Source organism: Micromonospora trifolii, from assembly GCF_022229005.1.
In the GTDB taxonomy this organism is placed as follows: domain Bacteria; phylum Actinomycetota; class Actinomycetes; order Mycobacteriales; family Micromonosporaceae; genus Micromonospora; species Micromonospora trifolii.
Window position 1 is genome coordinate 118075 of record NZ_JAKKFD010000021.1, and the last position, 21594, is coordinate 139668.

The window sequence follows — 21594 nt, forward strand, 5'->3', positions numbered from 1 at the left end:
GCCGCCGCCCCCTCAGCGCCGCGACGGCTCAGGCAGGTTCTCGCGCGCCCACTCGGCGAACGTTGTGAGGGGAATGCCGAGGGCCCGCGCGTACTCCGGGCGAGCGGGTTGGCCGGCAACGTTCATCTGCTCGTGGGAAGTGCCGGCCCACTCCGGCATCCCGGCGGCGACCGCGTCCTCCTCGGTCATGTTCGGCGCGATCAGCTCGGCGCCCAGCGCGTCGGAGAGCGTCTTCGCGATCTCCGTCATCGTCAGGTGGTCGCTCGCCAGTTCCAGCTCGACTCGGTGGAACCGATGGGGATCGGCGATGGCCGCGGCGGCTGCGCGGCCGATGTCGTCGACCGCGACGAGGGAGAGTGAGGTCTGTGGCTTGATAACCGTCGCCAGGCCTCCGGCGACGCCCCGGGGGAGCAGGTAGGCCGCCGAGGGTAGGAGGTTGTCCATGAAGAAGCCCGGCTTGATGAGCGTCCAGTACGGGAAGCCCGCCTCGCGGACGCGATCCTGGATGCCGGCCTTGGCGGTGTAGTAGGGCTCCATGGCCGCCCACCGACCCTCGGTCCAGCCGGGCGTCCCGGTGTGCTGGCCGGCCCCGCTCACGGACGTGTGCACGAACTGCGGCACCTCGGCGGTCAGCGCGGCTGCGATCAGGTTGACGGCCTGCGCCAGCTCGCCGTCGAAGTCGATGCCGTTGTCAGTCATCGCGGGCATCTGCACCGAGAAGACGGCCCGTGCTCCGTGCGCGGCCCGGACCAGCGAGTCCCGATCGTCGAGGTCGCCGGTGACCAGTTCGGCGCCGAGGGCCTCGACCGCCCGTGCGCGGTCGGTCGCGGGATCGCGGACCAGAGCCCGGACGGGTGCGCCGGACGCGAGCAGGGCGCGAGCGGTGGCGCCGCCCTGCCTTCCCGTGGCGCCGGTGACCAAAACGGGTGCGGATTCAGTAGGCATGGAGGGTCTCCTGTCACGGGCGAAGCATAAACGGCGGGGCCCGCCGTTTATGCTTCGCTAAGATACGGCGGACCCCGCCACTTAGCAACCGTGAGGTGACGCCATGTCCAGCCAGCGAGCGGATGCCCGGCGCAACTACGCGCGCCTGCTGACCGTGGCCGAACAGGAGATCGCCGCCCACGGCGCCGACGCGTCCCTGGAGCAGATCGCCCGCATCGCCGGAGTCGGCTCGGGTACCGTGCGCCGACACTTCCCCAGCCGCCACGCGCTGCTGGACGCCGTCTTCCGTGGCGTGATCGAAAACCTCGGTGCCCGCGCCCGGGAGCTTTCCGGCGCCGCCGACGCGCGGGCCGCGCTGCTGGACTGGCTCGCCGCCGTCAACGGGAGCGTCGCCACCATCAGGGGCCTGGCCATCGCGCTGACCCGCGACTGCACGGCCAACCCCACCGAGGCTCACGAGCACTGCGCCTCCGCGCAGCTCACCGAGGCGGGCGACCCACTCGTTCGTCGCGCCGTGCAGGGCGGCGCGGTCGCGCCAGACGTGACCATCGCCGATCTGCTCGCGCTCATCACCGGCATCGCTCTGGCAACCGAGCACCACCAGGATCCCGCCGCCGCCGCGACCCGACTGCTCGACCTGGCGGTAGCGGGAATCAGCCCAGGGGCAGGGTAAGCGCGCCTGCCCCTACCCCGACCCCGCCCCTGGCTGATCATGGAGTTGTGGTGCTGGCTTGGGATGCATCGCGGCTTTTGTGGCCCACCACAACTCCATGATCGACCACGGCCAGGGCGGGCGGGCCGGCCGGCGGGGCGAGCGGGTGGTGGGCGTCAGGGGGTGGGGGGCTGGGGCGAGGGGGTGAACGGGGCCAGGAGCAGATCGGTGAGGCGCCGCCTGGCGTCCTCGTCGCCGCTCAACCGCAGTGCGCCCGACTCCAGCGCCGCGTCCATGGTGATCTCCTGGCCGCAGACGGCCCGGAGGGTGTCGAGGTCGGTGCTGAGCGTCGCGTCGGGGTCGGACGCGGTGCCCCGCCGGAGCTGCACCGTATCGCCGGCGACGTCGGCGAGGTACGTGTCGGAGTCGATGTGGAACGCGTAGCTGCCGGCGAGTGCCGGGGCTCGCGCCGGGTCGAACGCCGCCTTGATGCTCAGCAGCAGGGAGTCGACGCCGAGGGGGCCGTCGGGAGGCTGGGGGGACTGACTTCCCCAGCGTCCGAACTGAAGGAGGATCGGCTCCAGGGCGCGGCCCCATTCGGTCAGCTCGTAGAGGTGGACCCGCGTCGGCGGGCCCAGGTCCCGCCGGTGCACCACGCCGTGCTCGGTCAACTGGCGCAGCCGCTGGCTCAGCACGTTCGGGCTCACGCCCGGTAGTCCGCCGAGCAGGTCGTTGAACCGCCGAGGGCCGAGCAGAAGGTCGCGTACCACCAGCAGCGCCCACCGCTCGCCGATGATGTCCAGTCCACGCGCGACACCGCACGGATCTCCGTAACTACGCATGCCGCTCATGGCGCCCACTCTAGCTGGGTCCTAATTCAGGAGTATCACTTGTTCTTTAGGAGTTGGACCCCTAGCGTGGCTCACATGAGCCTGCCGCAAGGTGACGTCAAGCTGCTGGACACCCCGTTGGCCCGCCGTCTGCTCGCCGCGTCCCTGGTGGCACGCCTCGCCTACACCAGCAGGGACGGCACGCCGCGGCTGATCCCGGTGAACTTCCTGTGGACCGGCGACGAGCTGGTCGTCGGCGCGTTCGCCGGCACGTACAAGATCCGTGACCTGAGCGCCCGGCCGGACGTGGCGGTCTGCATCGACACCGCGGACGGGCTTCCGGAAGTGCTCATGCTGCGCGGCAGGGTCACCATGACCGAGGTCGCGGGTGTCCTGCCGGAGTACGCGACGATCCAGCGCGCGGGGATGGGCGACGAGATGGGCGACGCCTACCTGGCAGCGATCGATCAGCCGGGCCTGCGGATGGTCCGGATCGGCCTGCGCCCCGCCTGGGTCGGCGTCGTCGACTTCCAGGAGCGGTTCCCGGCTCGCACACCGCAACCCGTCCGAGCCGCGCTCGGCGGCGGCCACTGATCAGCACGCCAAGGACCCGGATCCTCGGGGCTCACCACACATAAGGGCGAGGACGACGTTGCGCAAGATCGTCGTGTCGATGTGGACCACGCTGGACGGATTCGTCGCCGGCCCCGACGACGAGATGGACTGGCTGCTGGTCGACGACCACCTGCAAAAATACGAGCGGGCCCTGGTGGACAACGCCGGCAGCCTGTTGCTGGGCCGGATCACGCACGCCGACTTCGCCGGCCACTGGCCGTCGACCGCCCAGAACCCCGACCAGCCGGACGACGTACGAGGGTATGCCCAACGCCTCGACGCGCTGGAGAAGATCGTCGTCTCCGCCTCGGGAAACACCGCCACCTGGACGAACACCCGGCGGCTCACCCGCCTGGACGCCGACGAGATCACCGAGATCAAGCGGGGGCCCGGCGGCGACATCGTGGTCTACGGCAGTCTCACAGTGATCCGGTCCCTCGCCGATCTCCGGCTCATCGACGAACTGCACCTCCTGGTGCACCCAGTGTTCCTTCGCCAGGGCAAGGCGTTGTTCGACGGTGGTCAGCCGCCGGCACGATTGGACCTGGTGTCCGCCGAACCCTTCGCCTCCGGTGTCGTCCTGCTGAGGTACCACCCGGCCTGACGAGCTCAGGTGGTGCGGTCGGGCACCACGCAGCCGTCCGGGGCGCACATTCCCTCGGCCGCACCGACAACCGGCAGCGGCTGCGGGGTCGGGTGGCTCTCGGCCCACGCCTTCTCGATGACCGTGAGCAGGTCGTCGAGGCCGATCGCCCCGGGGACGGCGAAGCGGCCGTCGAAGACGAGGAACGGCGCGCCGCGTGCCCCGAGTCGCTGTGCCTCGCGCTGGTCGGCCGCCACGCGGGCCCGGTAGCGGCGGCTTCGCAGGGCGTCGGCCGCCCCGGCGCTGTCCAGACCCACCTCGGCGGCGAAGTCGAGGACCTCCTCGACGGTCCACAGCTTGCGGGCCTGCCCGAAGTGCGCGCGGAACATCGCTGTCCAGATTTCGGTGCCGCGCCCCTGGTCGGTCGCGTACGCGAGCAGTTCGTGGGCGAAATCTGTCGGCCCGAGCGTGCGGTCCACGGCGTGGTAGGGGGTCAAACCCTCCGCCTCGGCCGCCTGCTCGATGGGCCGCAGGACCCGGTCGACTGTCGTCGCGGGAGCCCCCGCCATCGTGATCAGCTCCCGTTGGCTGACGCCCGCGCGGGGCAGGTCGGGATGCAGCTGGAATGACCTGTGGATCACCTGGACCTGTTCGCCGTACGGGAGCCGGTCCAGGGCATGGTGGAGCCGGTGGTCCATCAGCCCGCAGTACGGGCAGACGATGTCCGACCAGAACTCGATCTTCATGGTGCTCCTCCTCGATTCTCACTTCTTGTTCGTAGGGCCATGATGCGTCAGAATCGGAGAGCCACAAAAGGTACATTCATGTGCGTAGCGCGGGCTGCGCGGAGGGATGGCGGGCGGGGATGAGCGCAGGAGATCTTCGGCGCAGGCGCACCAACGTCCGGGGGAACGTCCGGGCCGCTCCGGGGCCCTGCGCGCACTGGAACGACGAGGACGCCGACTTCATCCGGGAGGTCCTCGACCTCGTCGGCGACAAGTGGAGCGTGCTGATCATCGGCACGCTCGCCGACGGCCCCGTCCGCTACTCGGACCTGGGCGACGCGATCCCCGGTATCTCCCAGCGCATGCTCACGCTGACCCTGAAACACCTCCAGCGCACCGGCCTCGTGACCCGGACGTCGTACCCCGAGGTGCCACCCCGCGTCGAATACGCCCTCACCGACCTGGGCACGTCACTGCTCTCCACAGTTCTGGCCCTGGCGGCGTGGTCCGCCGACCACCACGCCGAGATCCGCCGCCACCAGACGGCGTACGACACCCGCGCCGCGACCTGACCGACTCATGCTCCCAGTTGGGCGACGACCACCCGGGTCGCCTGGGCGATGAGGGCGTCGTCGGGGGTGGCGTCCTTCGTGTCGCGGCTGGACAGCACGGCGATCACGATCGGGGCCCGGTCGGGCGGCCAGAGCACCGCGATGTCGTTGCGGGTGCCGTACCCGCCGGTCCCGGTCTTGTCCCCGACCACCCAGCCGGCCGGCACCCCGGCGCGGACCAGCCCCGCGCCGGTGGTGTTGCCCCGCAGCCAGCCGCACAGCACGTCACGGTCCGCCGGTTCCAGGACGTCCCCCACTGTGTACGCCCGGAGGTCGCGCACCAGGGCCCGGGCGGTGCTGGTGTCCCGCTTGTCGCCGGGTGTTGCCTCGTTCAGCGCGGTCTCGTAGCGGGCGACGTCGGTGACCGTGTCGCCGACCGCGCGCAGCTTCGACTCGAACCCCGCCGGCCCGCCGAGGTGGCGCAGCAGCAGGTTGCCGGCCGTGTTGTCGCTGTAGCGCACCGCGGCGTCGGCGAGGGCGCGCAGGCGCATTCCCTCGCCGACGTGCTTCTCGGTGATGGGGGAGTGCGCCACCAGGTCCCGCGCCGAGTACCGCACCACCCCATCGAGTTGCGCGTCGGTGGTGCCGTCGAGCACCTCGGCCGCAGCGAGTGCCTTCCACGTCGAGGCGTACGCGAACCGATCGTCGGCGCGGTACTCCACGGTGCGGCCGGTGCCCGTGTCGACGGCGTAGATCCCCAGCCGCGCCCCGAACTGCTCCTCCAGCCGCCGGAACTCCTGATCGGCGGCCGGCGACGGGGCGAGCGACACCTGCGGGCTCGGCGTCGTCCGCGCCTCGGTGGCGTCGCCGCCGCCGTTGCACCCCGCCAACGACACCACTGTCGACGCCGTGGCCACCACGATCGCCAGCCGTCGGACCGAAACCGCCATCGTCGTTCCTCCTGAGGGTGCCGACGGTCAGGGCAGGATCTCGACGTACCCGTCACTGCCGTGCACGCGGATCCGCTGCCCGTCGCGAATCAGCCGGGTGGCGTCGAGCACGCTGACGACAGCCGGCAGGCCATACTCCCTCGCGATCACCGCGCCGTGCGTCATCAACCCGCCGACCTCCGTCACCAGACCGGCGATGCCGACGAACAGGGGCGTCCAGCTCGGGTCCGTGTGGGCCGTGACGAGGATGTCACCCGCCTCGAGGTCGGCCTGTGCCATGTCCAGGATGACGCGGGCCCGCCCTTCGACAGTCCCGGCGGACACCGGCACACCGGCCAGGGCGCCGGCCGGCACGTCGTCGCGTCGGTACGCGCCGGTGATCGCCTCGCCGTCGGAGGTCAACACCCGGGGTGGGGTGAGCGCCTGGTACGACCGGAACTCGTCCCGGCGTCGCCGGATCAGCTCGTCGTCCACCCGGTGCGAGCGCGCGACATCGTGGAACTCCTGGAACGTGAGGTAGAAGGCGTCTTCGGTCTCGGCGAGCACGCCGGCCCGCACCAGACGCTCGGCCTCCGCCAGCAGGGCCTGCTTGTAGGCGAAGTAGCGGCTGATGATGTCGTACTTCGGGTACTCCCGATAGCCGATGAAGGCCCGCACCCGGTCGATCATCCGCGCGGTCTCGTCGGCCTTCTGCTGCCCGTCCGGCAGCGCCCGCAGGCGCGTCAACACCTCCTGGGCCTGCTCCTGCGCCTGCTGTTGGCCCTGCTCGAAGCGCCGCTGGGCCGCGCCCGGCTCGAAGAGCTTGACGTTGTCCAGGAGCACGGGCACGAGCGTGCCGGGGCGTTCGCTCCACCGCGGCCTGGTGATGTCGATCTCGCCGACGCAGCGCATGCCGTACCGGTCGAGGTACGCCTCGATGGCGGCCCGCGCCTCGGCCCCGCCCGCGACCTTCGGCAGCTCGTCGAGGAAGTCGTCGTGCGCGACGTCCTGGAGCAACGCCACCACCTCCGGATGCGGACGGATCACGTCGGCGACGTCGAGCAGCGCCAGCCCCATCTCCGACGTGACGTTGCCGGGGGCGGACAGGGTGAGGGTGTCCGCGGCGTTCTTCTCGCCCAGCCACTCGTGCAGCCGGTCGTTGAGCCACCAGGTGGCCTCCATGCCGGCCATGATCGCCTGCATGTTCAGCGGATCACCGAGGACCCGCTTGTGTTCCTGGAAGGCCTCCACCAGGAAGTCGAACAGCGCCGGACCGGTCACCGTCGCGATATCGCGCCGCAGGGCGGCGATGGACGCCTCGCTGCGTTCGATCAGCTCGGCGACGACGGCCGGGTCGGTGTCGGCCGAGGTGGACGCGCCGCCGGTCGTCGGCCTACCCGGACCACCCTGGTCCGGGAGCGTCGGAATGAAGTCCCGGCGGTCGAGGAGGGTCTCCAGCGCGTCCTTCATGAGCGGATCGTCGCGCCCCGCCATCGTGAGGAAGCCGGCGCGGCTGGCGGGGGAGGCCAGCAACCGGGTGGCGTCGACGAACAACCTCCCGCCGGCCGCCAGCATCGGGGCCATGGCGGTCAGCTGCCACATGGAGAGCCCCAGCGGCCGCATCGCGTCGGTCATCATCTGCTGGTGGCCGACCGAGAGGTAGACGTGGTTCTCCTGGTCGTCGGCCGCCGGAATGGGAAACAGCGTGGTGATCGGCCGGCTCTGCACGATCTGGAAGTCGTCGTCGACCAGGCACCACTCGATGTCCTGCGGGCGGCCGAAGTGCGCCTCGATCCGTCGCCCCAGCCGGACGAGCCGCAGCACCTGGGCCTGCGTCAGCGCTGGCTGCTCCTGCCGCTGCCTGTCGATCGCCACTTCGCGCGTCCCGCCGCCCGGCAGCGCGGCGACCGCACGCTCCTTCGCGGCGACAGTGCCGGCGACGACCTCGCCATCGCGCACCGTGAAGATGTCCGGGTTCACCAGGCCGGACACCAGGGCTTCGCCGAGGCCGAAGCTGGCGTCCACTGTCGCGACCTTCCGGTTGCCAGTTACCGGGTCCGCCGTGAACAGGATGCCGGAGGCATCCGGAAAAACCATCCGCTGTACGACGACAGCCATCTGGACGGTGCGGTGGTCGATGCCGTTGCGCAGGCGGTAGATGACGGCCCGCTCGGTGAACAGCGACGCCCAGCACCGGCTGACGTGCCGCAGGACCGCCTCCGGTCCCACCACGTTCAGGTAGGTGTCCTGCTGGCCGGCGAAGGACGCCGTGGGCATGTCCTCGGCCGTCGCGCTGGAGCGCACGGCGTAGGCGGTCTGCTCGCCGAACCGGGCGAGCGCGCCGGTGATCGCGGCGGCCAGCTCGCCCGGGACCGCTGTCTCCTCGATGCTGCGGCGGATCTCCGCGCTGAGCGTGCGAATCTCCTCCCGGTCGTCCGGCCTCAGACGCGACAGCTGATCCAGCCGATCGTCGATCGACGGCGTCCGGGTCATGATCTGCCGGAAGGCGGCCGTCGTCACGCAGAACCCGGTCGGCACCCGGATGCCGTCGATCCGGGACAGCGCGCCCAGGTGCGCGGCCTTGCCGCCGACGAGCGACACCTGCGTCTCGTCGACCTCTCGAAGATCCACCAGCGGTGCCTGGTCGCCGCGGTCCCCGTTCATCGACAACACACCCACGTCGCGCCCCCGTTACCTCGTTTGTGCTGGTCCGGCCGCCGATTCTGCGCCACGACCGGGGTCTTGCCGCAAGCCCCCAGGTGCGGTATACGTTAGAAGTGGCAGGGAGAGTGATCTCCTTGCCGCTTGCTTTGTGTCGGGGTGGCCGGGCCACTCAGTCGTAGGGGAGTCGGCGCGGCTCGATTCTCAACCCTCGGCCCAGCTGCCAGGAGGCGGTCGGCCAGGCCGCGATGAACCCGGCTATCAGTCCGAGCTGACCGGCGAACCAGAACGTGGGGCTGTCGGGTCGCAGGGGTGGCTCCGGCAAGACCACACGATGCGCGAGGGTCAACCACGCGAACAGGGCCACCTCGAACGCGGTGATGGTCAGCAGCTCGATCCTGCCGACCTTCGACGCCGCGTGCCAGACCTTCGACAGGCTGCGGCCCGGCCCGGCGAAGTACCGGAAGAGCACGGCGATCGTCACCGCCATCAGGTAGTCGCCGGCGTAGTCGACCCACATCGGGTCCTCGGCCGGGTCGAATCTCACGGCGTACAGGGCGACCTCGGCGACGATGAAGCCGAGAGCGCAGTGGGCGCCGCAGCGGGACACGTGGGTGACGACGATGCCCCGGCGGGGCCGCCGCGGTTGACCCTCCTGCCGCCGTCGGGTGAACGACTCGGGCCTGCCCCAGTTCCAGTAGAGGCGGACGGCGGCGGGGCCGATGTAGAGGACGGTCACCAGCCAGACGATCTCCATGACCCGGACCGGCTGACGGTGTCCGCGCAGATAGGTGTCGGCCAGGACGACCGCGAAGCTGACGACACCGACCGCGAGCGAAGCCCACGAGAGCGCTACGAGCCAGGTAGGTTGCATCCTCGCCCCTTCCGCCAGCCGGGCGAGTCTTTCATGTCGTACTCGTTCGGATCGGCGGATCGGGCGTTCCCGCCTGCCGGCGCGGACGGATTCACCCTCCCCGGCCTCGCCTGGACGGTGGAGTGGTCCCAGCCAACTGCTGCACTACGGTGCGAGGGTGACGAGTGCCCCTCGCGAAGCGGAAGCGCGTGTCGGACCGGTCGGCGCGCTGCTCTCCCGGCTCCTGTTCCTGGCGATCTGCCTACCCGGACCGGTACTGCTCGTCGCCGCTGTGACGCTGGATCCGCCGCGATCGTCCACCGACTTCTGGGGTCTGCTGGTCGGTGGCGTCCTGGCGACGGCCATCGGTGTCGGGTTCGGCGTCTTCGGATGGCGGGTGGTGGGCCGCTCGCGCCGCGACTCGCGTCAACTGGCCGCCACCGGTGTGGCCGCGACGGCGGAGATCCTCGCGGTGGCGAACCACCTGGCGGGAGAGAACCCCGAGTTGGAACTCCGCCTGCGCATCAGCGGGCCGGGGTTCGCCACCTTCGAGGCGGACACGATCCGCGCGACCGACCCCGCCCTCGTGCCCGGCGCGGCGCTGGCCGCCGTGGTGGACCCCGCCGACCGCCTCTTCGCGATCATTTGAGCTTCCCCTCGCCCAGCATGATCGGCGGGTCGAAGTGGCATCGCCGCGCTGGCAGACTCTCGGGCATGGTCGACTGGTATACGCAGGCCGAAGTGGACGGCGACGTCGTCCGGATCTCGGAGCCGCACGTCAACGAACTGCTGTCGGCGAACTTCTGGTGGTTGCGGGGCGACGATCGGGACATCCTGATCGACGCCGGTCTCGGTGTCGTCGGCGTGCGGGAGGCGATTCCGGGCCTGTTCGAGCGCGATCCGATGGTCGTGCTCACCCACGCGCACCTGGATCACGTCGGTGGGGCGTCGGAGTTCGGGGACCGGGCCGCCCACCCCGCCGAGGCGGGAATCTTGGCGGCGGGCATACCGGCGAGCCTGTACGGCCCGGAACTCTTCGACAAGCTGGGCATCGACGCCGCCGGGGAAGTCGTCCCGGATCTCATGATCGACGTTCTGCCCGATCCCGCGTACGACCCGGCTGCCTACCGCGTCGCGCCGATGACCCTGCACCGCCTGCTCGACCACGGCGACCGGATCGACCTGGGCGGGCGGGTGCTGACCGTGCTGCACCTTCCCGGTCACACGCCGGGGAGCATCGCCCTGCTGGAGGAGCGCACCGGCACCCTGTACTCCGGCGACATCATCTACGAGGGTGCCCTGATCGACAGTCTGCCGAACTCCGACGTGGCCGCGTACCGGCGAAGCATGGAGTTTCTCGTCGACCTCGACGTGTCCGTCGTCCATCCCGGCCACGGGGACAGCTTCGACAAGTCACGGCTTCGCCAGTTGGCCGAGACCTACCTGCGCAAGACTGTCGCCAACGTTGCCGATGAGGAAAGCCGACATATAGCATAATTCGTGAGGTGCCTCCCCAAAGGGAAACCTCGCGGCTCACCCGTAGCCCGGGTCGGTTGCTGTCCTTCAGCGACGGTGTCTTCGCGATCGCCGTGACGCTTCTGGTGCTGGAGATCCAACCGCCCCACGACTTCGGGCGCCTCGTCCAGGGGCTCGGTGCGCTGTGGCCCTCGTATCTGGCGTACACGCTGAGCTTCCTGCTCATCGGGCAGGTGTGGGTGAATCACCACGTCATGTTCGACCGCGTCCGGCACGTCGACCGGTGGGTCCTGTTCCTCAACACGCTGCTCCTGATGGTCATCGCGTTCCTGCCGTTCTCCACGTCACTGCTCGCCGACGCGTTGCGGGCGGAGCAGGGGCTGCGCGCCTCGGTAGTCGTCTACGGCGGCACACTGTGGACGGCAGCGGCCCTCTTCAACATCGTGTGGGTGCACCTGCGCCGGGCCAAACTGCTGGACCCCGGCCTCGGTCCCTTCGGTGCGCGGGCCATCGGCCGCCGGTTCGCGCTCGCACTGGTCTGGATCGGCTCCGGCATCCTCGTCGGCGCGTTCGTACCGATCGCCGGCGTCGCCATCATCGCCGCGTTCCTGCCCGCCTACTACCTGCCCATCCGCGGCGAGTACGGCGAGGACGACACCCCCGCCGAGCAGCAAGCCCGGTAACTAGAGTCGCTGCCATGCGGATCACTATCGACGGCACCGACTTCCCAGGTCAGCGTCCCGGTGCGGAGGCCGACGCGCTGCGGCGGGGCAACGTGCACGTCGGGGTTCAGCGCAAGGCCGAGGTGGTCGATCAGGTGCCGGCCGACGCCGCCAGCGCCACCTGGTCCTTCGAGGTGTCCAGCCGCGAGATCGACGGAGCACTCGACGTCGGCGGCCCCTGGGTGCACGGCCGCCCCGGGGCGCGGTTTCTCTACCTGAGCTGGGGCGCGGTGACCCAGGACGGCTTCGCGATGTTCCGACGAGCGAAGTTGATGTTCACCGACGTGCCGACCGAGCTGCTGCGCGCCGCACACGAGGGCAACGCGACGCTGGTCGGCCGGGTCGGGTTGAGCGATGCCGCCGGTGGGCCGATCTGCGCTCGGGTGCACCCGCCCGCCATCGCCTGGGCGGTGGAGTGAATGCCTTCGAGAACTAGCTGCCGAAGTCGACGCCGCCGAGGGAGACGGAGCGGTATGCGGCGAGGTGTTCGGCCTGCGCGGTGATGGCCTTACGCGTGGCGTCCGACAGCCGGTGCCACGGCTGCACGGCGACAGCGAACGTCCTGCCGGACTTGCGGGGCCGCCAGGTGCCGACCAACTCGCCGTCGACCAGGACGGCGCCGGGGCGACCCAGAACCGGCCACAGCTCCTTGGCGTGGGCGGCGTCCGGCACCAGCGTTGCCCGGTCCTTGGCCTGCAGGAACAGGTCGAACGGGCCGAGCAGACGGGTGACCATGGCGTCAGCCGACTCCAGCGCCTCCTCGTCGGCGGCGAGCAGTGAGCGCACCTCGCGGTCGACAGTCACCTCGATCACATCGTCGGGCCAGCGCGCCTTCACGTCCTTCACCGGGGCGTCGAGATAGTCGGCCACCTGTTTCGGGGTCGCCGGACCGAGCAGGCGAAGATACCCGCGGATCAGGTCGAAGCGGTCGCCCGCAGCGGCTGCCTTCCTGAACCCGGTGATGCGCCGCAGGACCGGGGGCGAGGTGTCGAGCTGCAACTCCAGCCCGGCCCGCACGGCGGCGAGCCGGAACGGCATCTCGTAAACGTGCGTGGCGTCGCACGGCCGGCAGAACCGCAGATACGGCTCGGGCAGCATGGTGGCCAGCCGGCCGGAAACGACCCCCTTGACCGTCGGTGTGCTGACGATGGCCCGCATCCGGTCGGCAATCTCGTCCAGGCCCGCGAGGGTGTCGATGCCAGCGGCCTTCAACGGTTTCGCGGCGTCGTAGATGCGCTTGCCCGCGTCGGCCTCGGAGAAGGGCTCGACGGCGGACGCGACCTTCGCGACGTCGGCCCGGCGGTAGAGGTGAGGAGCACCCCGCACGGTCCACAACAGGACCAGATCCGTGTCGGACAACGCGGTCACGTCGACCCCGCGCACCGCCAGCGCCCACCGGCCGCCGTCCGGACCGGTGTTCTGCACGCCGAGGTCCAGGACGGCGGTGTCGGCGAGCGTGCCGTCGTCCCGGTCGAGCTGCTGGGCTCGGACCCGGAAGTTCATCACCTGGTGCCGATCGACCATGTCAGCACCCTAGTTGGGACGGCGCTCCCGGTGGGTCCAGGCGCGCAACGCCCATTCGGCGGGGCCGTAGCGGAACCGCCGCAGCCACCACGAGCTGACCACCAGTTGCACCGCGAAGATCACCAGTGCGATCAGCAGTGTCTGTGCCGGCGAGGTGCGGCCGACCAGGCCCCACCCGACGCCGGTGAAGACGAGCACGCACACGAGCGACTGGGCCAGGTAGTTCGTCAGGGCCATCCGCCCAGCGGGCGCGAACGCGTCCGCGACGCGCGGCCGCCGCGTGAACAGGCGCAGCAGGGTCGCGGCGTAGGCGGCGGCCAGGAACGGCGCGGTGACGATGCTGACCATCAGTCCGGTCAGGTTCGCCGTAGAACCACCGACCGCGAACACGACGGCGCCGGCCAGACCGATCGGATACCCCACCCTTTCGCATCGGTGCAGCAGGTCCTCGTGGGCGGGCACGGTGGCGAGGAGCCGGTGCTTGCCGGCGGCGAGGCCGACGAGGAACGCCGCGAACGCCAGCGGCCCCTGCACGGCGAGGCCGCCGATCATCGCCGGCATCGACCGCAGGTGCTCCAGGACGACATCGCCGAGGCCGCCGCCCAGGGCCAGCGTCGAACGGGCACCGGCGCTGACCGCTGTGGCCTCGTCCGGGACCAGCGTGGCACCGAGGACCGCGGCGATCCCGACCACGACGGCGATGCCGCCGATGATGGACGCCGCCGCGATCAGCGCGGTGCGAGGCGCGATCCGCCGGACCGCGAGCAGCACGAGACCGAGCAGCGCGTACGTGGTGAGGATGTCGCCGTGGAACAGCAGCACCGCGTGCAGCACACCGAGGACGAACAACCCGGAGAGCCGGCGCAGGAACGCCGGGCGGAAGGCCGAGCCGCGCCGCGCCGCGGAGTCGAGTTGCAGGGTGAAGCTGTAGCCGAACAGGAAGGCGAACAGCAGGTACGCCTTCATCGCGAACAACAGCTCCACAGCGCCGGCGATCAGCAGGTCGACGACGCCGCGCGTCGGATCGTCGACCAGGTGGAAGTCGTAGCCGGAGCTGAAGTACGCGATGTTCACCAGCAGGATGAGCAGCAGCGCGCTTCCCCGCAGCGCGTCCACGGCGGTGATGCGGGCGAGGGTGTCCCCGGGCGAGGGCTGTGGGTGGCCGTCGCCCGGTCGGTCGAGCCCTGTCACATTCATGGTGTCCAGCCTCCGGAGCGTGGCCCGCTGCCGTGAAGTGTTTTCGTCACACGGGCTGTCGTGATGAAAAGGCCCCATCCCCGGTCGGGGGGAGGCGATTCCCTCCGCGCGGCGATCCGCTCGTCCCGTCGTTCGGCCACGGTGATCTCAGAGGTGCCAACGCCCGCCGCTGATGGAGACGACGCCGTGACTCGAACACCACGTACGAAGCCAATGCCCGCCCCGCCACCGCCGCCATCCTGGGCCCGCCGAGCCGGTCACGTGGCGTGGATCGCCCCCGTACTGGGGTTCATCCCGCTGCACGTGCCATGGATCCTCGGCATCCCGCTGTTCGCCAATCCCGGTCCGTTCCGCGAGTGGTACCACGGTCGCGGGCCCGGGGTGGGGGACCACCCGGTCGACGGCTTCCTGGGCCTGCCGGCCGGTGCGTTCTACCTGGGCCTCCTGTGCGTGCTCGCCGGGCTCGGCGGCGTACTGGCGCTGGGGCTCATCCAGGACTGGGGCGTCGTCTTCCCCCGGTGGGTGCCGTGGCTGCGCGGACGCCGGGTGCCGCCGTGGTTGCCGCTGACGCCAACGGTGCTGGGATCCGCCCTGATGATCGGCTACTCGGCGACCCTGCCCTGGCAGTTCGCCGCGGACCTGCCGGAATCCAGCGCGGAGGACATCTTCACCCCGACCGGCGTCCTCATCGGTCTCCCGCTCCTGCTGGCCTGGGCGGTCGCGTTGCCGCTGGCCGGATGGTCCTACTACCGCCGTACCCGTGCACTGCGACGCGACCGGTGACGTTCGTCCGGCCCCATGAACGGCCGGCGCTGCCGTCGGTGCGGCCGGGGCTGGATTGCCGACGACTGGGCGCGGTCGTCACCTCAGAGGAGCAGGGCCACCCCGGTCAGCACCAGCCCGATTACGGCCATCACGATTCCGGTGAGCCGATATTCCGAAGTCCTGGCCGGATCGTATTTGACCAGGCCGAAGTGGCCCACCAGGCGGGCCATTCCAATGGGTCGCCATGCCAACAGCGCGCCGGCCACTACGGAGAACAATCCGACGATGAGAACGATGGTCATCGTCAGATGATAGCGCGACCCACGCCGAACTTCAGTGCGAGCAATAGTGCCGACTCGACGTACGTCGGCCGTTCACCACTGCGGAGCAGGCGTGTCTCAGCGGCGTCGACGCCGGTGCCGAGTCACAGCCCCGGCCACCGCCATCGACACCGCCACCACGGCGGCCACTGCCAGCACGATTGACGCTCCAGCCAGTCCCATAGGGACATCGTACGACGACGCGCAGCCGTTGTCTCGTCGGCGCCAGTGCGGTGTCGGACGGTCCTCAACGGTGAGATGAAATCCTCTCGGTGGGCTGGCGTGGCCGTCAAGGAATTCTTGACGGCCACGGCTCGGGGGCGTAGTCGTTGCATTCGTCAAGCGTCCTTTGACGCGAGTTCGAGTTCGCACGAACAATTTCACAATGGGGTTCCATCGCCGGCGTCGATGGTTACTTTGAGATTTCCATTGTTCGCACAAACGAAAGGGAGGACGAACAATGATCATCAATGGAATGACCGAGGCCTGGCAGCAGCGCACGGCTGGTGAGACCGCCGCGCTGCCCGCTGCTCCCGCGGGCGCGTCACCGCTGGACGAGGTGTACCTGGAGTCGATCGTCGGCGGAGCCGCCGACAGCCTCGACTTCTTTACCTTCGTGTGCAGCAGCAGCGTTCCCCCCTCCGTCGTCTGCCCGACGACGAGCAATCTCTGCGCCTGATCGGTCACATCTGACGCACAGCGCTGGGATCCGTCCCAGTGCACCGGCCGCCCGTCCCGGAACCGCTCGGGGCGGGCGGCCGTCCATCAGCCATCCAGGGAGGCCCCGATGTCGACCGATCTGAAGCGGCGCTGGTCCATGGTGCCGCCGTTCCGAACCCTTCCGGAAGACGCCCTGCGCACCCGCCTCTCGCTGCCGGTCGACGGCAGCCAGTCGGTGTCGGGGCTGGCCGGCGTCGACGACTCCGCGGGCCCGGTGGCCGCTCCGGCCTACTCCCACCACGAGCGACCACCCCGACGCCTGGACGAATCCCCCGTCGCGTGGCTGGCCGACGAACCAGTCCTCTGGCCACTGCTCCCGCTCTGGCCGCTGCTGGCTGACACCTACCAGGCGCTGACCGTGGTCGGCCGAGAGGTAGCCGGTCCGACCGCACCCGCGTTGGCAGATTCGTACCTGCGTAGCCTGCTCGGCGATGTACGGCGGTTGGCCTGCAGAGCCGCCGCGAACGACGCCGCACGACTGCCGGCGGCGGTCGAGCCGTCGGATCTCGGCCGCCGCAACGCCGAGGCGAAGACGGCCGAAGCGCTGGCCGTCCGCTACGCGGAACGGGCAGCGGCGGAGTTCTTCGCCGACCACCACCGCCCGCTGATTCACCAGATCGGTCATGTGTTGGCCGCCCACCGGACGGCGTTCGCGGAAATGCTCAAGCGACTACGCGCGGACTGGCCGACGATCCGCACGCTGGTCGAGGCCGACGAGCCCGCGCAGTTGCAGGTCGCACGGGTCGTCGGCGATCTGCACGAGCGTGGCGCGGTGGTGTTGCTCGGATTCGGGGGAGCATCGAAGCTCCTGTACAAACCACGCAGCCTGGCCCTGGAGTGCCGGCTTGCGGAGATGCTCCGCTGGCTGGACAGCCGCCAACCCGGGCTGGCACCGCGGGTTCCCAGATCGGTGGATCGTGGGGCGTACGGGTGGCAGGAGTTCGTCGAGTGGTCACCCGCCGATTCGGCTGCCGACGTGATCGACTTTTACCACAGATCCGGGGCGCTCGTCGCGTTGGCCTACCTGCTGCGGGCGACCGATCTGCACTACGAGAACGTGCTCTGCGACGGCCGCTCACCGGTTCTGGTCGACCCAGAATGCCTGTTCGGCTCCTCGTTTCGGACCCAGGCCGACGGGGTCGACGAGATGGCGGGAGTAAGAGCTGCCACCGTCCTCGATGCTGGCCTGCTGCCCGACCCCGGACAGCGCGGTGACCTGCCGACCGCGTTGGACCTGTCCATGCTCGGCGCGATCGGTGAACGGCGCCACCCTCGGCAGATCCGCGAGCTGCGGGTCGACGAACACGGTCAGAACGAGTTCGTGATGCGCTCGTTGCCGCAGGAGGACCCAACGCACATGCCGGTCCTCGACGGCGCGGTGGTGTCGGTCCTGGGCCACGAAGCCACAGTGGTCGACGGCTTCAGGCGCACGTACGACCTGTTCCTCAGCGACCGTGACCACCTGGAATCCCTGCTCGCCGGATTCGCCGAAGTCCGGGTCCGGCACATCGTGCGACCGACCTGGCAGTACGGCAAGATCCTGTTCGAGTTGGGTCATCCGGAGTCCGCCGCCTCGGCCGTCAAGCAGGAAGAGATCGTCAACACTCTCTGGCCGGCCAATGCCCACGAACGACCGCTTGCGCTACGGCTCTTCGAGCAGGAACGGCGAGGGCTTCTCCGCGGCTGCATCCCGACCTTCGAACGGCGAGCCGGCGAGGTCGGTCTGTGGTCGACTGGTCAGGTCGTCCATCCGGAGGCGTTGCCGGTCAGCGGGCTCGACCTGGTGCGCCAGCGTCTTCGTGCGCTCTCTCCCGCCGACGCGGACCTGCAGACGCGCATCGTGAGAGCCGCCCTGCGCCTCATCCAGATGCCAGCCGACGCCCGAGCGCGCCAGTCGTACCACCCGGTCGTCGCGGCCGTGCCGCACCACACCGCTGTGCTCCGTGCGGCGACCGACATCCGGGACTCGCTGACAGCGGAGATGGCCGACACTCGTGGCCGAGCGTGGTGGCTGAGCGGTGTCGAGGTCTCCGACGGCATGTTCGGCGTACGTCCGAGCCCGTTCGGTCTGTACGACGGCGCCGCAGGCATCGCTCTCTTCGCTGGCTACCTCGACATCGTCACCGGCTCACGTAGCCGGTTGGCTGAAGCTGCGACGTCAGCAATGCTGGCCGACGTCGATTCCCTGCTCAAGCACAGCACCTTGGAACAGGTGTCCCGGAATCGCCAGCTCGGTGTGCTGAACGGGGCATGGGGCGTGGTCTACGTCGCTGCCTGCCTCGGCCGCTCGGGCTGGGACGCGAGCCTGCTGCGCTGGGCCCGGGACATGGCCACCCGGCTCGCCTACGCCCCACCACCGATGTCGTCCTGGGATCTCGTTGGAGGTTCTGCCGGTATCGCGGCGACGGCGGCGGAGTTGGCCACGCATCTGGGTCAGGATGGGTATGGCACTGCAGCCCGCGCTGCGTTGGACGCTACCGCCGTGCAACTCGAACGGCTGCTGCGACATGGCGAAATCCAGTGCGGTGTCGCTCATGGCCTGTCGGGCGCCGCTCTCGCCTTCGCCCGGGCAGACCGGCTGCTTCCCGGCGAAGACTTCGCCCGTGCCGTCCGGGTGTGCCTCGACGCCGAACGATCTCAACGACGCCTCGACGCGGGAGGCTGGCACGATGCGCTGCTGGCGCGCGACGGTGCGCGACAGGAAACCAAACGGCAGAGCTGGTGCCGAGGCGGCGCAGGTATCGGGCTGATCCGTCTCGCCCTCGCCGATCTGGATGCCGAGGGTGCAACTGCCGGCGAACCGATCACCGGGGCCGAGGAGGACACGGACCTTGAGCTGGCTGTGAGGCTGACGATCGAGCACGGTTTCGGCCGTGACCAGAGCCTCTGCCACGGCGCCATGGGTTCCCTGGAACTGCTGCGTGCGGCTGGGCGACGGGCAGAGTACGACAAGTATCTCGGCGGAGTGTTGGCCGCCGGCCGGCGGGATGGTTGGAGAACCGGCCTGCCCCGCCCGGTGCCCGATCCCGGCCTCTTCACCGGGCTCGCCGGCGTCGGCTTCGGCTTGCTGCGGCACCTGGCGCCGGAGACCGTGCCACGAGTACTCACACTCAGCCTGCCGGGTAACAACGAAGCCGAGCGCTTCCCTTCGGATGGAGGGCAGGCGCGCGATGCGTGAGGTGACCGTCGATCCATATGAAGCGGTCGAGGAGTCGGCCATCGCGGTGGAGCGGGAGGCGCTGCGCGGGCTGGCGGCACAGCGTTCGATCGCACGCCTCTGGACGGCCCTGGCACTGTGGGTGCTGATCGCCGGCCTCGCGCTGGTGCTCGTCATCCGTTGGCTTGCGGGGTAGGGCAGCCATGACGAAACGGGTACAGACAATCCTGCAGATGTCGCAGGCGGACTGCGCCGCGGCGTGCCTGGCGATGGTCGGCAGTGCCCTCGGTCGCAGTGCCTCGACCGGGTTCTGGCAGCGAGCGCTCGGCAGTGGCCGCGACGGTACGTCCGTTGCGCGGCTGGTGACTGCGGCCACGGAACACGGCCTGGTCGCGCAGGCCTACGCGATCACCGATCTGCGTGCGGCGCTGAACACCACCGAGTTGCCGGCCGTGTTGCACCTCGACGGCAACCACTTCGTGGTTGTCACGGCGATGCGCCGCGGACGGGTCGAGATCGTCGATCCCAGTGAGGGTCGGCAGCGCTTGGAGCTCGACCAGCTGGGTCGGCGAATGTCCGGCCCACTTGTGGTGTTCCGGGCCGACCGGGGAGTCGTGGGGGAGAGGTCGGCGTGGACCGACATGACGCCACGACTGTCGCTGCGTGGTGTGATCCGGCGCAGCTCACGCGGATTGCGAGTACAACTGTTGACGGCCACCGCGGTCATGGTCGGCGCGACACTGGGCCCGGCGTTGCTCACGCGCACAGCCGTGAACCAGGCGGTGAGCCCCGGTGAGATGTTGTCACCCTGGCTCGTGGTCACGGCGGCAGCCGGTTGCCTGGGCCTGCAGTTCCTCGGCACGCTGGTGCAATCCGGCCTGGTACTACGGCTACGCACCCGCATCGACACACGGTTGATGGCCGCCTTCGTGCACAACCTGCTCGGTAAGGATCTGGAGTTTCTGGAGCAGCGAGCAGCCGGGGACATCCTCTCTCGGATCTCCGCCAACGCGGCACTGCGCGACTCGCTGACCCTCCTGCTGCTCGCCGGCGGACTGCACCTCCCCTTGACTCTCATCTACCTCGCAGCCCTGTTGATCGTCTCACCGGCCCTCTCCGTCATCCCGGTGCTGGGCGCCGTCCTGCAGGTGGCCGCGGCCGTGGCGTTCGGTCGCCGAGTGGAGACGGCGCAGCGCGAGGCGCTGCGGGCCGACGCCGAACTCCAGATCAACTCCGTGGACGCGGTGAACAACTACGCGGTGATCAAAGCGATGCGGTTGGAGGACGGCGTCGCCAGCCGCTGGCTGCGGACCTTCGCGAACGCGACCTCCCGTGGCTTGAGGCGGGACTCGGAACTGCAATCACTGCAGGCCCTCACCGGGCTCGTGCAGTTCGCCGTGCCGGTGACCATCGTGCTGGCCGGCGTCTGGCTGTCGGTACGCGGCTCGGTGCAATTCGGCTCGGTGCTGGCCATGCTCACCGTTGCCGGAATCTTCCTGGCCACCCTCGGCCGGCTGGTGACGGGCGCGCAGGGGGTCTATCTGGTCCGCGGGCAACTGGAGCGGCTTGAGGACATCATCGACGGCACCTCGCACACGCCGACCCGACCCGCACACGTTCACGGCGCACCGGCGGTCGGCCCTCAGCAACCGGCCCGCGCGGACGTCCACCTGGATCGGGTGAGCTACCGATATCACCGCGATGGCGCCGACGTCGTGGATGAGGTGTCCCTGCACGTCCGCCCGGGTGAGTTGTTGGGCATCGGAGGGGCAACCGGGGGCGGCAAGACCACCCTGATCCATCTGCTGCTCGGGCTGTATCAGCCAGGTGCTGGAACGATCACACGGCGACGTGTCGACGTGAATGATCGCGTGCTGCCGGACGACGTGTCGTACGCCTATGTCCCCCAGGACCCGGAACTGTTCTCCGGCACGATCCGCGACAACGTTCTCGCCTGGCGAGCGGGCGTACCTGACCGCTCGGTGTGGGAGGCGCTGGAACTGGCGGCCGTCGTGCAGGACGTGAAGTCCATGCCGCTCGGCCTGGACACGCCGATCGGCAGCCGTGGCATGCATCTCTCCGGCGGCCAGCGCCAACGCCTGGCCCTTGCCCGAGCCTTCCTCGCACAGCCGGATCTGCTCGTGGCCGACGAGCCGACCAGCCATCTCGACCCCAGCACCGAGCAGGCGATACTCGCCGCGCTGCGTTCGATGCCCGGCACTCGGGTCGTCGTGGCGCATTCCCCGCAGGTGCTCGGCACCTGCGACCGAGCGTTCAGGATGACCGCGGGCAGCCTCGTTCCGCTGCTGGGAACTGAAGGCGACCTGCTGACCGTGAGCCGCGTCGACGCCGTCAACTGATCAGACCGG

At 69.8% G+C, this 21594-nt stretch carries 22 protein-coding genes; 13 read left to right on the top strand and 9 right to left on the bottom strand.

The window, feature by feature from the left end:
- Positions 1 to 12 precede the first annotated feature (12 nt).
- Entirely contained in the window at positions 13 to 945 is a 933-nt protein-coding gene (locus NIE79_RS14430) for an NmrA family NAD(P)-binding protein (RefSeq protein WP_238679050.1), read from the bottom strand.
- A 103-nt stretch (positions 946 to 1048) separates the two neighbouring features.
- Here NIE79_RS14430 and NIE79_RS14435 point away from each other — a divergent pair, with 103 nt between their 5' ends.
- Positions 1049 to 1618 (top strand): TetR/AcrR family transcriptional regulator, encoded by a 570-nt coding sequence (locus NIE79_RS14435; RefSeq protein ID WP_238679051.1) that lies wholly within the window; start codon positions 1049 to 1051, stop codon positions 1616 to 1618.
- A gap of 155 nt (positions 1619 to 1773) precedes the next feature.
- Here the strand turns inward: NIE79_RS14435 and NIE79_RS14440 are convergent, their stop codons facing one another.
- Positions 1774 to 2448 carry a winged helix-turn-helix transcriptional regulator gene (locus tag NIE79_RS14440; RefSeq protein WP_238679052.1) on the bottom strand — a complete coding sequence of 225 codons (675 nt, stop codon included), beginning with the start codon at positions 2446 to 2448 and terminating at the stop codon, positions 1774 to 1776.
- Between the two features lie 75 nt (positions 2449 to 2523).
- On the opposite strand from NIE79_RS14440, the gene NIE79_RS14445 reads away from it, so the two are divergent.
- Together NIE79_RS14445 and NIE79_RS14450 are read left to right on the top strand one after the other, a co-directional pair.
- Complete coding sequence (locus tag NIE79_RS14445) at positions 2524 to 3021, top strand: pyridoxamine 5'-phosphate oxidase family protein (RefSeq protein ID WP_238679053.1); 498 nt, start codon at positions 2524 to 2526, stop codon at positions 3019 to 3021.
- Between the two features lie 58 nt (positions 3022 to 3079).
- A complete protein-coding gene (locus tag NIE79_RS14450) occupies positions 3080 to 3646 on the top strand; it encodes a dihydrofolate reductase family protein (RefSeq protein WP_238679054.1) in 567 nt (188 codons plus the stop codon).
- A gap of 5 nt (positions 3647 to 3651) precedes the next feature.
- On the opposite strand, the gene NIE79_RS14455 is transcribed toward NIE79_RS14450, so the two are convergent.
- The gene (locus NIE79_RS14455; RefSeq protein WP_238679055.1) at positions 3652 to 4371 is read right to left on the bottom strand and encodes a DsbA family oxidoreductase; all 720 of its coding nucleotides are present in this window, start codon (positions 4369 to 4371) and stop codon (positions 3652 to 3654) included.
- A gap of 119 nt (positions 4372 to 4490) precedes the next feature.
- On the opposite strand from NIE79_RS14455, the gene NIE79_RS14460 reads away from it, so the two are divergent.
- Positions 4491 to 4922 carry a winged helix-turn-helix transcriptional regulator gene (locus NIE79_RS14460; RefSeq protein WP_238679056.1) on the top strand — a complete coding sequence of 144 codons (432 nt, stop codon included), beginning with the start codon at positions 4491 to 4493 and terminating at the stop codon, positions 4920 to 4922.
- Positions 4923 to 4927: 5 nt separating this feature from the next.
- On the opposite strand, the gene bla is transcribed toward NIE79_RS14460, so the two are convergent.
- The 3 genes from bla to NIE79_RS14475 form a co-directional block, all read right to left on the bottom strand.
- Positions 4928 to 5851 (bottom strand): class A beta-lactamase, encoded by a 924-nt coding sequence (gene bla, locus NIE79_RS14465; RefSeq protein ID WP_238679057.1) that lies wholly within the window; start codon positions 5849 to 5851, stop codon positions 4928 to 4930.
- 27 nt (positions 5852 to 5878) lie between these two features.
- The gene (gene rph, locus NIE79_RS14470; RefSeq protein WP_238679058.1) at positions 5879 to 8494 is read right to left on the bottom strand and encodes a rifamycin-inactivating phosphotransferase; all 2616 of its coding nucleotides are present in this window, start codon (positions 8492 to 8494) and stop codon (positions 5879 to 5881) included.
- Between the two features lie 169 nt (positions 8495 to 8663).
- Positions 8664 to 9365 carry a DUF4396 domain-containing protein gene (locus NIE79_RS14475; RefSeq protein ID WP_238679059.1) on the bottom strand — a complete coding sequence of 234 codons (702 nt, stop codon included), beginning with the start codon at positions 9363 to 9365 and terminating at the stop codon, positions 8664 to 8666.
- 157 nt (positions 9366 to 9522) lie between these two features.
- On the opposite strand from NIE79_RS14475, the gene NIE79_RS14480 reads away from it, so the two are divergent.
- From NIE79_RS14480 to NIE79_RS14495, 4 genes are all read left to right on the top strand, one after another.
- Complete coding sequence (locus tag NIE79_RS14480) at positions 9523 to 9993, top strand: hypothetical protein (protein ID WP_238679060.1); 471 nt, start codon at positions 9523 to 9525, stop codon at positions 9991 to 9993.
- A gap of 65 nt (positions 9994 to 10058) precedes the next feature.
- Positions 10059 to 10841 (top strand): MBL fold metallo-hydrolase, encoded by a 783-nt coding sequence (locus tag NIE79_RS14485; RefSeq protein WP_238679061.1) that lies wholly within the window; start codon positions 10059 to 10061, stop codon positions 10839 to 10841.
- An 8-nt stretch (positions 10842 to 10849) separates the two neighbouring features.
- The gene (locus NIE79_RS14490; RefSeq protein WP_238679062.1) at positions 10850 to 11503 is read left to right on the top strand and encodes a TMEM175 family protein; all 654 of its coding nucleotides are present in this window, start codon (positions 10850 to 10852) and stop codon (positions 11501 to 11503) included.
- A gap of 14 nt (positions 11504 to 11517) precedes the next feature.
- The gene (locus tag NIE79_RS14495; protein ID WP_238679063.1) at positions 11518 to 11961 is read left to right on the top strand and encodes a DUF5990 family protein; all 444 of its coding nucleotides are present in this window, start codon (positions 11518 to 11520) and stop codon (positions 11959 to 11961) included.
- A 13-nt stretch (positions 11962 to 11974) separates the two neighbouring features.
- On the opposite strand, the gene NIE79_RS14500 is transcribed toward NIE79_RS14495, so the two are convergent.
- Together NIE79_RS14500 and NIE79_RS14505 are read right to left on the bottom strand one after the other, a co-directional pair.
- Complete coding sequence (locus NIE79_RS14500) at positions 11975 to 13066, bottom strand: winged helix DNA-binding domain-containing protein (RefSeq protein ID WP_238679064.1); 1092 nt, start codon at positions 13064 to 13066, stop codon at positions 11975 to 11977.
- Between the two features lie 9 nt (positions 13067 to 13075).
- Positions 13076 to 14263, bottom strand: coding sequence for a DUF418 domain-containing protein (locus NIE79_RS14505; protein WP_238679065.1), 1188 nt, complete (start codon positions 14261 to 14263; stop codon positions 13076 to 13078).
- A 261-nt stretch (positions 14264 to 14524) separates the two neighbouring features.
- Between NIE79_RS14505 and NIE79_RS14510 the strand changes: the two genes are divergently transcribed.
- Entirely contained in the window at positions 14525 to 15046 is a 522-nt protein-coding gene (locus NIE79_RS14510; RefSeq protein ID WP_238679066.1) for a hypothetical protein, read from the top strand.
- Between the two features lie 83 nt (positions 15047 to 15129).
- On the opposite strand, the gene NIE79_RS14515 is transcribed toward NIE79_RS14510, so the two are convergent.
- Positions 15130 to 15330 (bottom strand): hypothetical protein, encoded by a 201-nt coding sequence (locus NIE79_RS14515; protein ID WP_238679067.1) that lies wholly within the window; start codon positions 15328 to 15330, stop codon positions 15130 to 15132.
- Positions 15331 to 15808: 478 nt separating this feature from the next.
- Between NIE79_RS14515 and NIE79_RS14520 the strand changes: the two genes are divergently transcribed.
- The 4 genes from NIE79_RS14520 to NIE79_RS14535 all read left to right on the top strand — a co-directional run bounded on the left by NIE79_RS14520 (position 15809) and on the right by NIE79_RS14535 (position 21585).
- Complete coding sequence (locus tag NIE79_RS14520) at positions 15809 to 16027, top strand: hypothetical protein (RefSeq protein WP_238679068.1); 219 nt, start codon at positions 15809 to 15811, stop codon at positions 16025 to 16027.
- 108 nt (positions 16028 to 16135) lie between these two features.
- Positions 16136 to 19246, top strand: coding sequence for a type 2 lanthipeptide synthetase LanM family protein (locus tag NIE79_RS14525; protein WP_238679069.1), 3111 nt, complete (start codon positions 16136 to 16138; stop codon positions 19244 to 19246).
- Positions 19239 to 19421 carry a hypothetical protein gene (locus NIE79_RS14530; protein ID WP_238679070.1) on the top strand — a complete coding sequence of 61 codons (183 nt, stop codon included), beginning with the start codon at positions 19239 to 19241 and terminating at the stop codon, positions 19419 to 19421. The genes NIE79_RS14525 and NIE79_RS14530 overlap by 8 nt, the downstream gene beginning before the upstream one ends.
- Positions 19422 to 19428: 7 nt before the next feature.
- Positions 19429 to 21585, top strand: coding sequence for a peptidase domain-containing ABC transporter (locus NIE79_RS14535; protein WP_274524080.1), 2157 nt, complete (start codon positions 19429 to 19431; stop codon positions 21583 to 21585).
- The last annotated feature ends 9 nt before the right edge of the window (positions 21586 to 21594 follow it).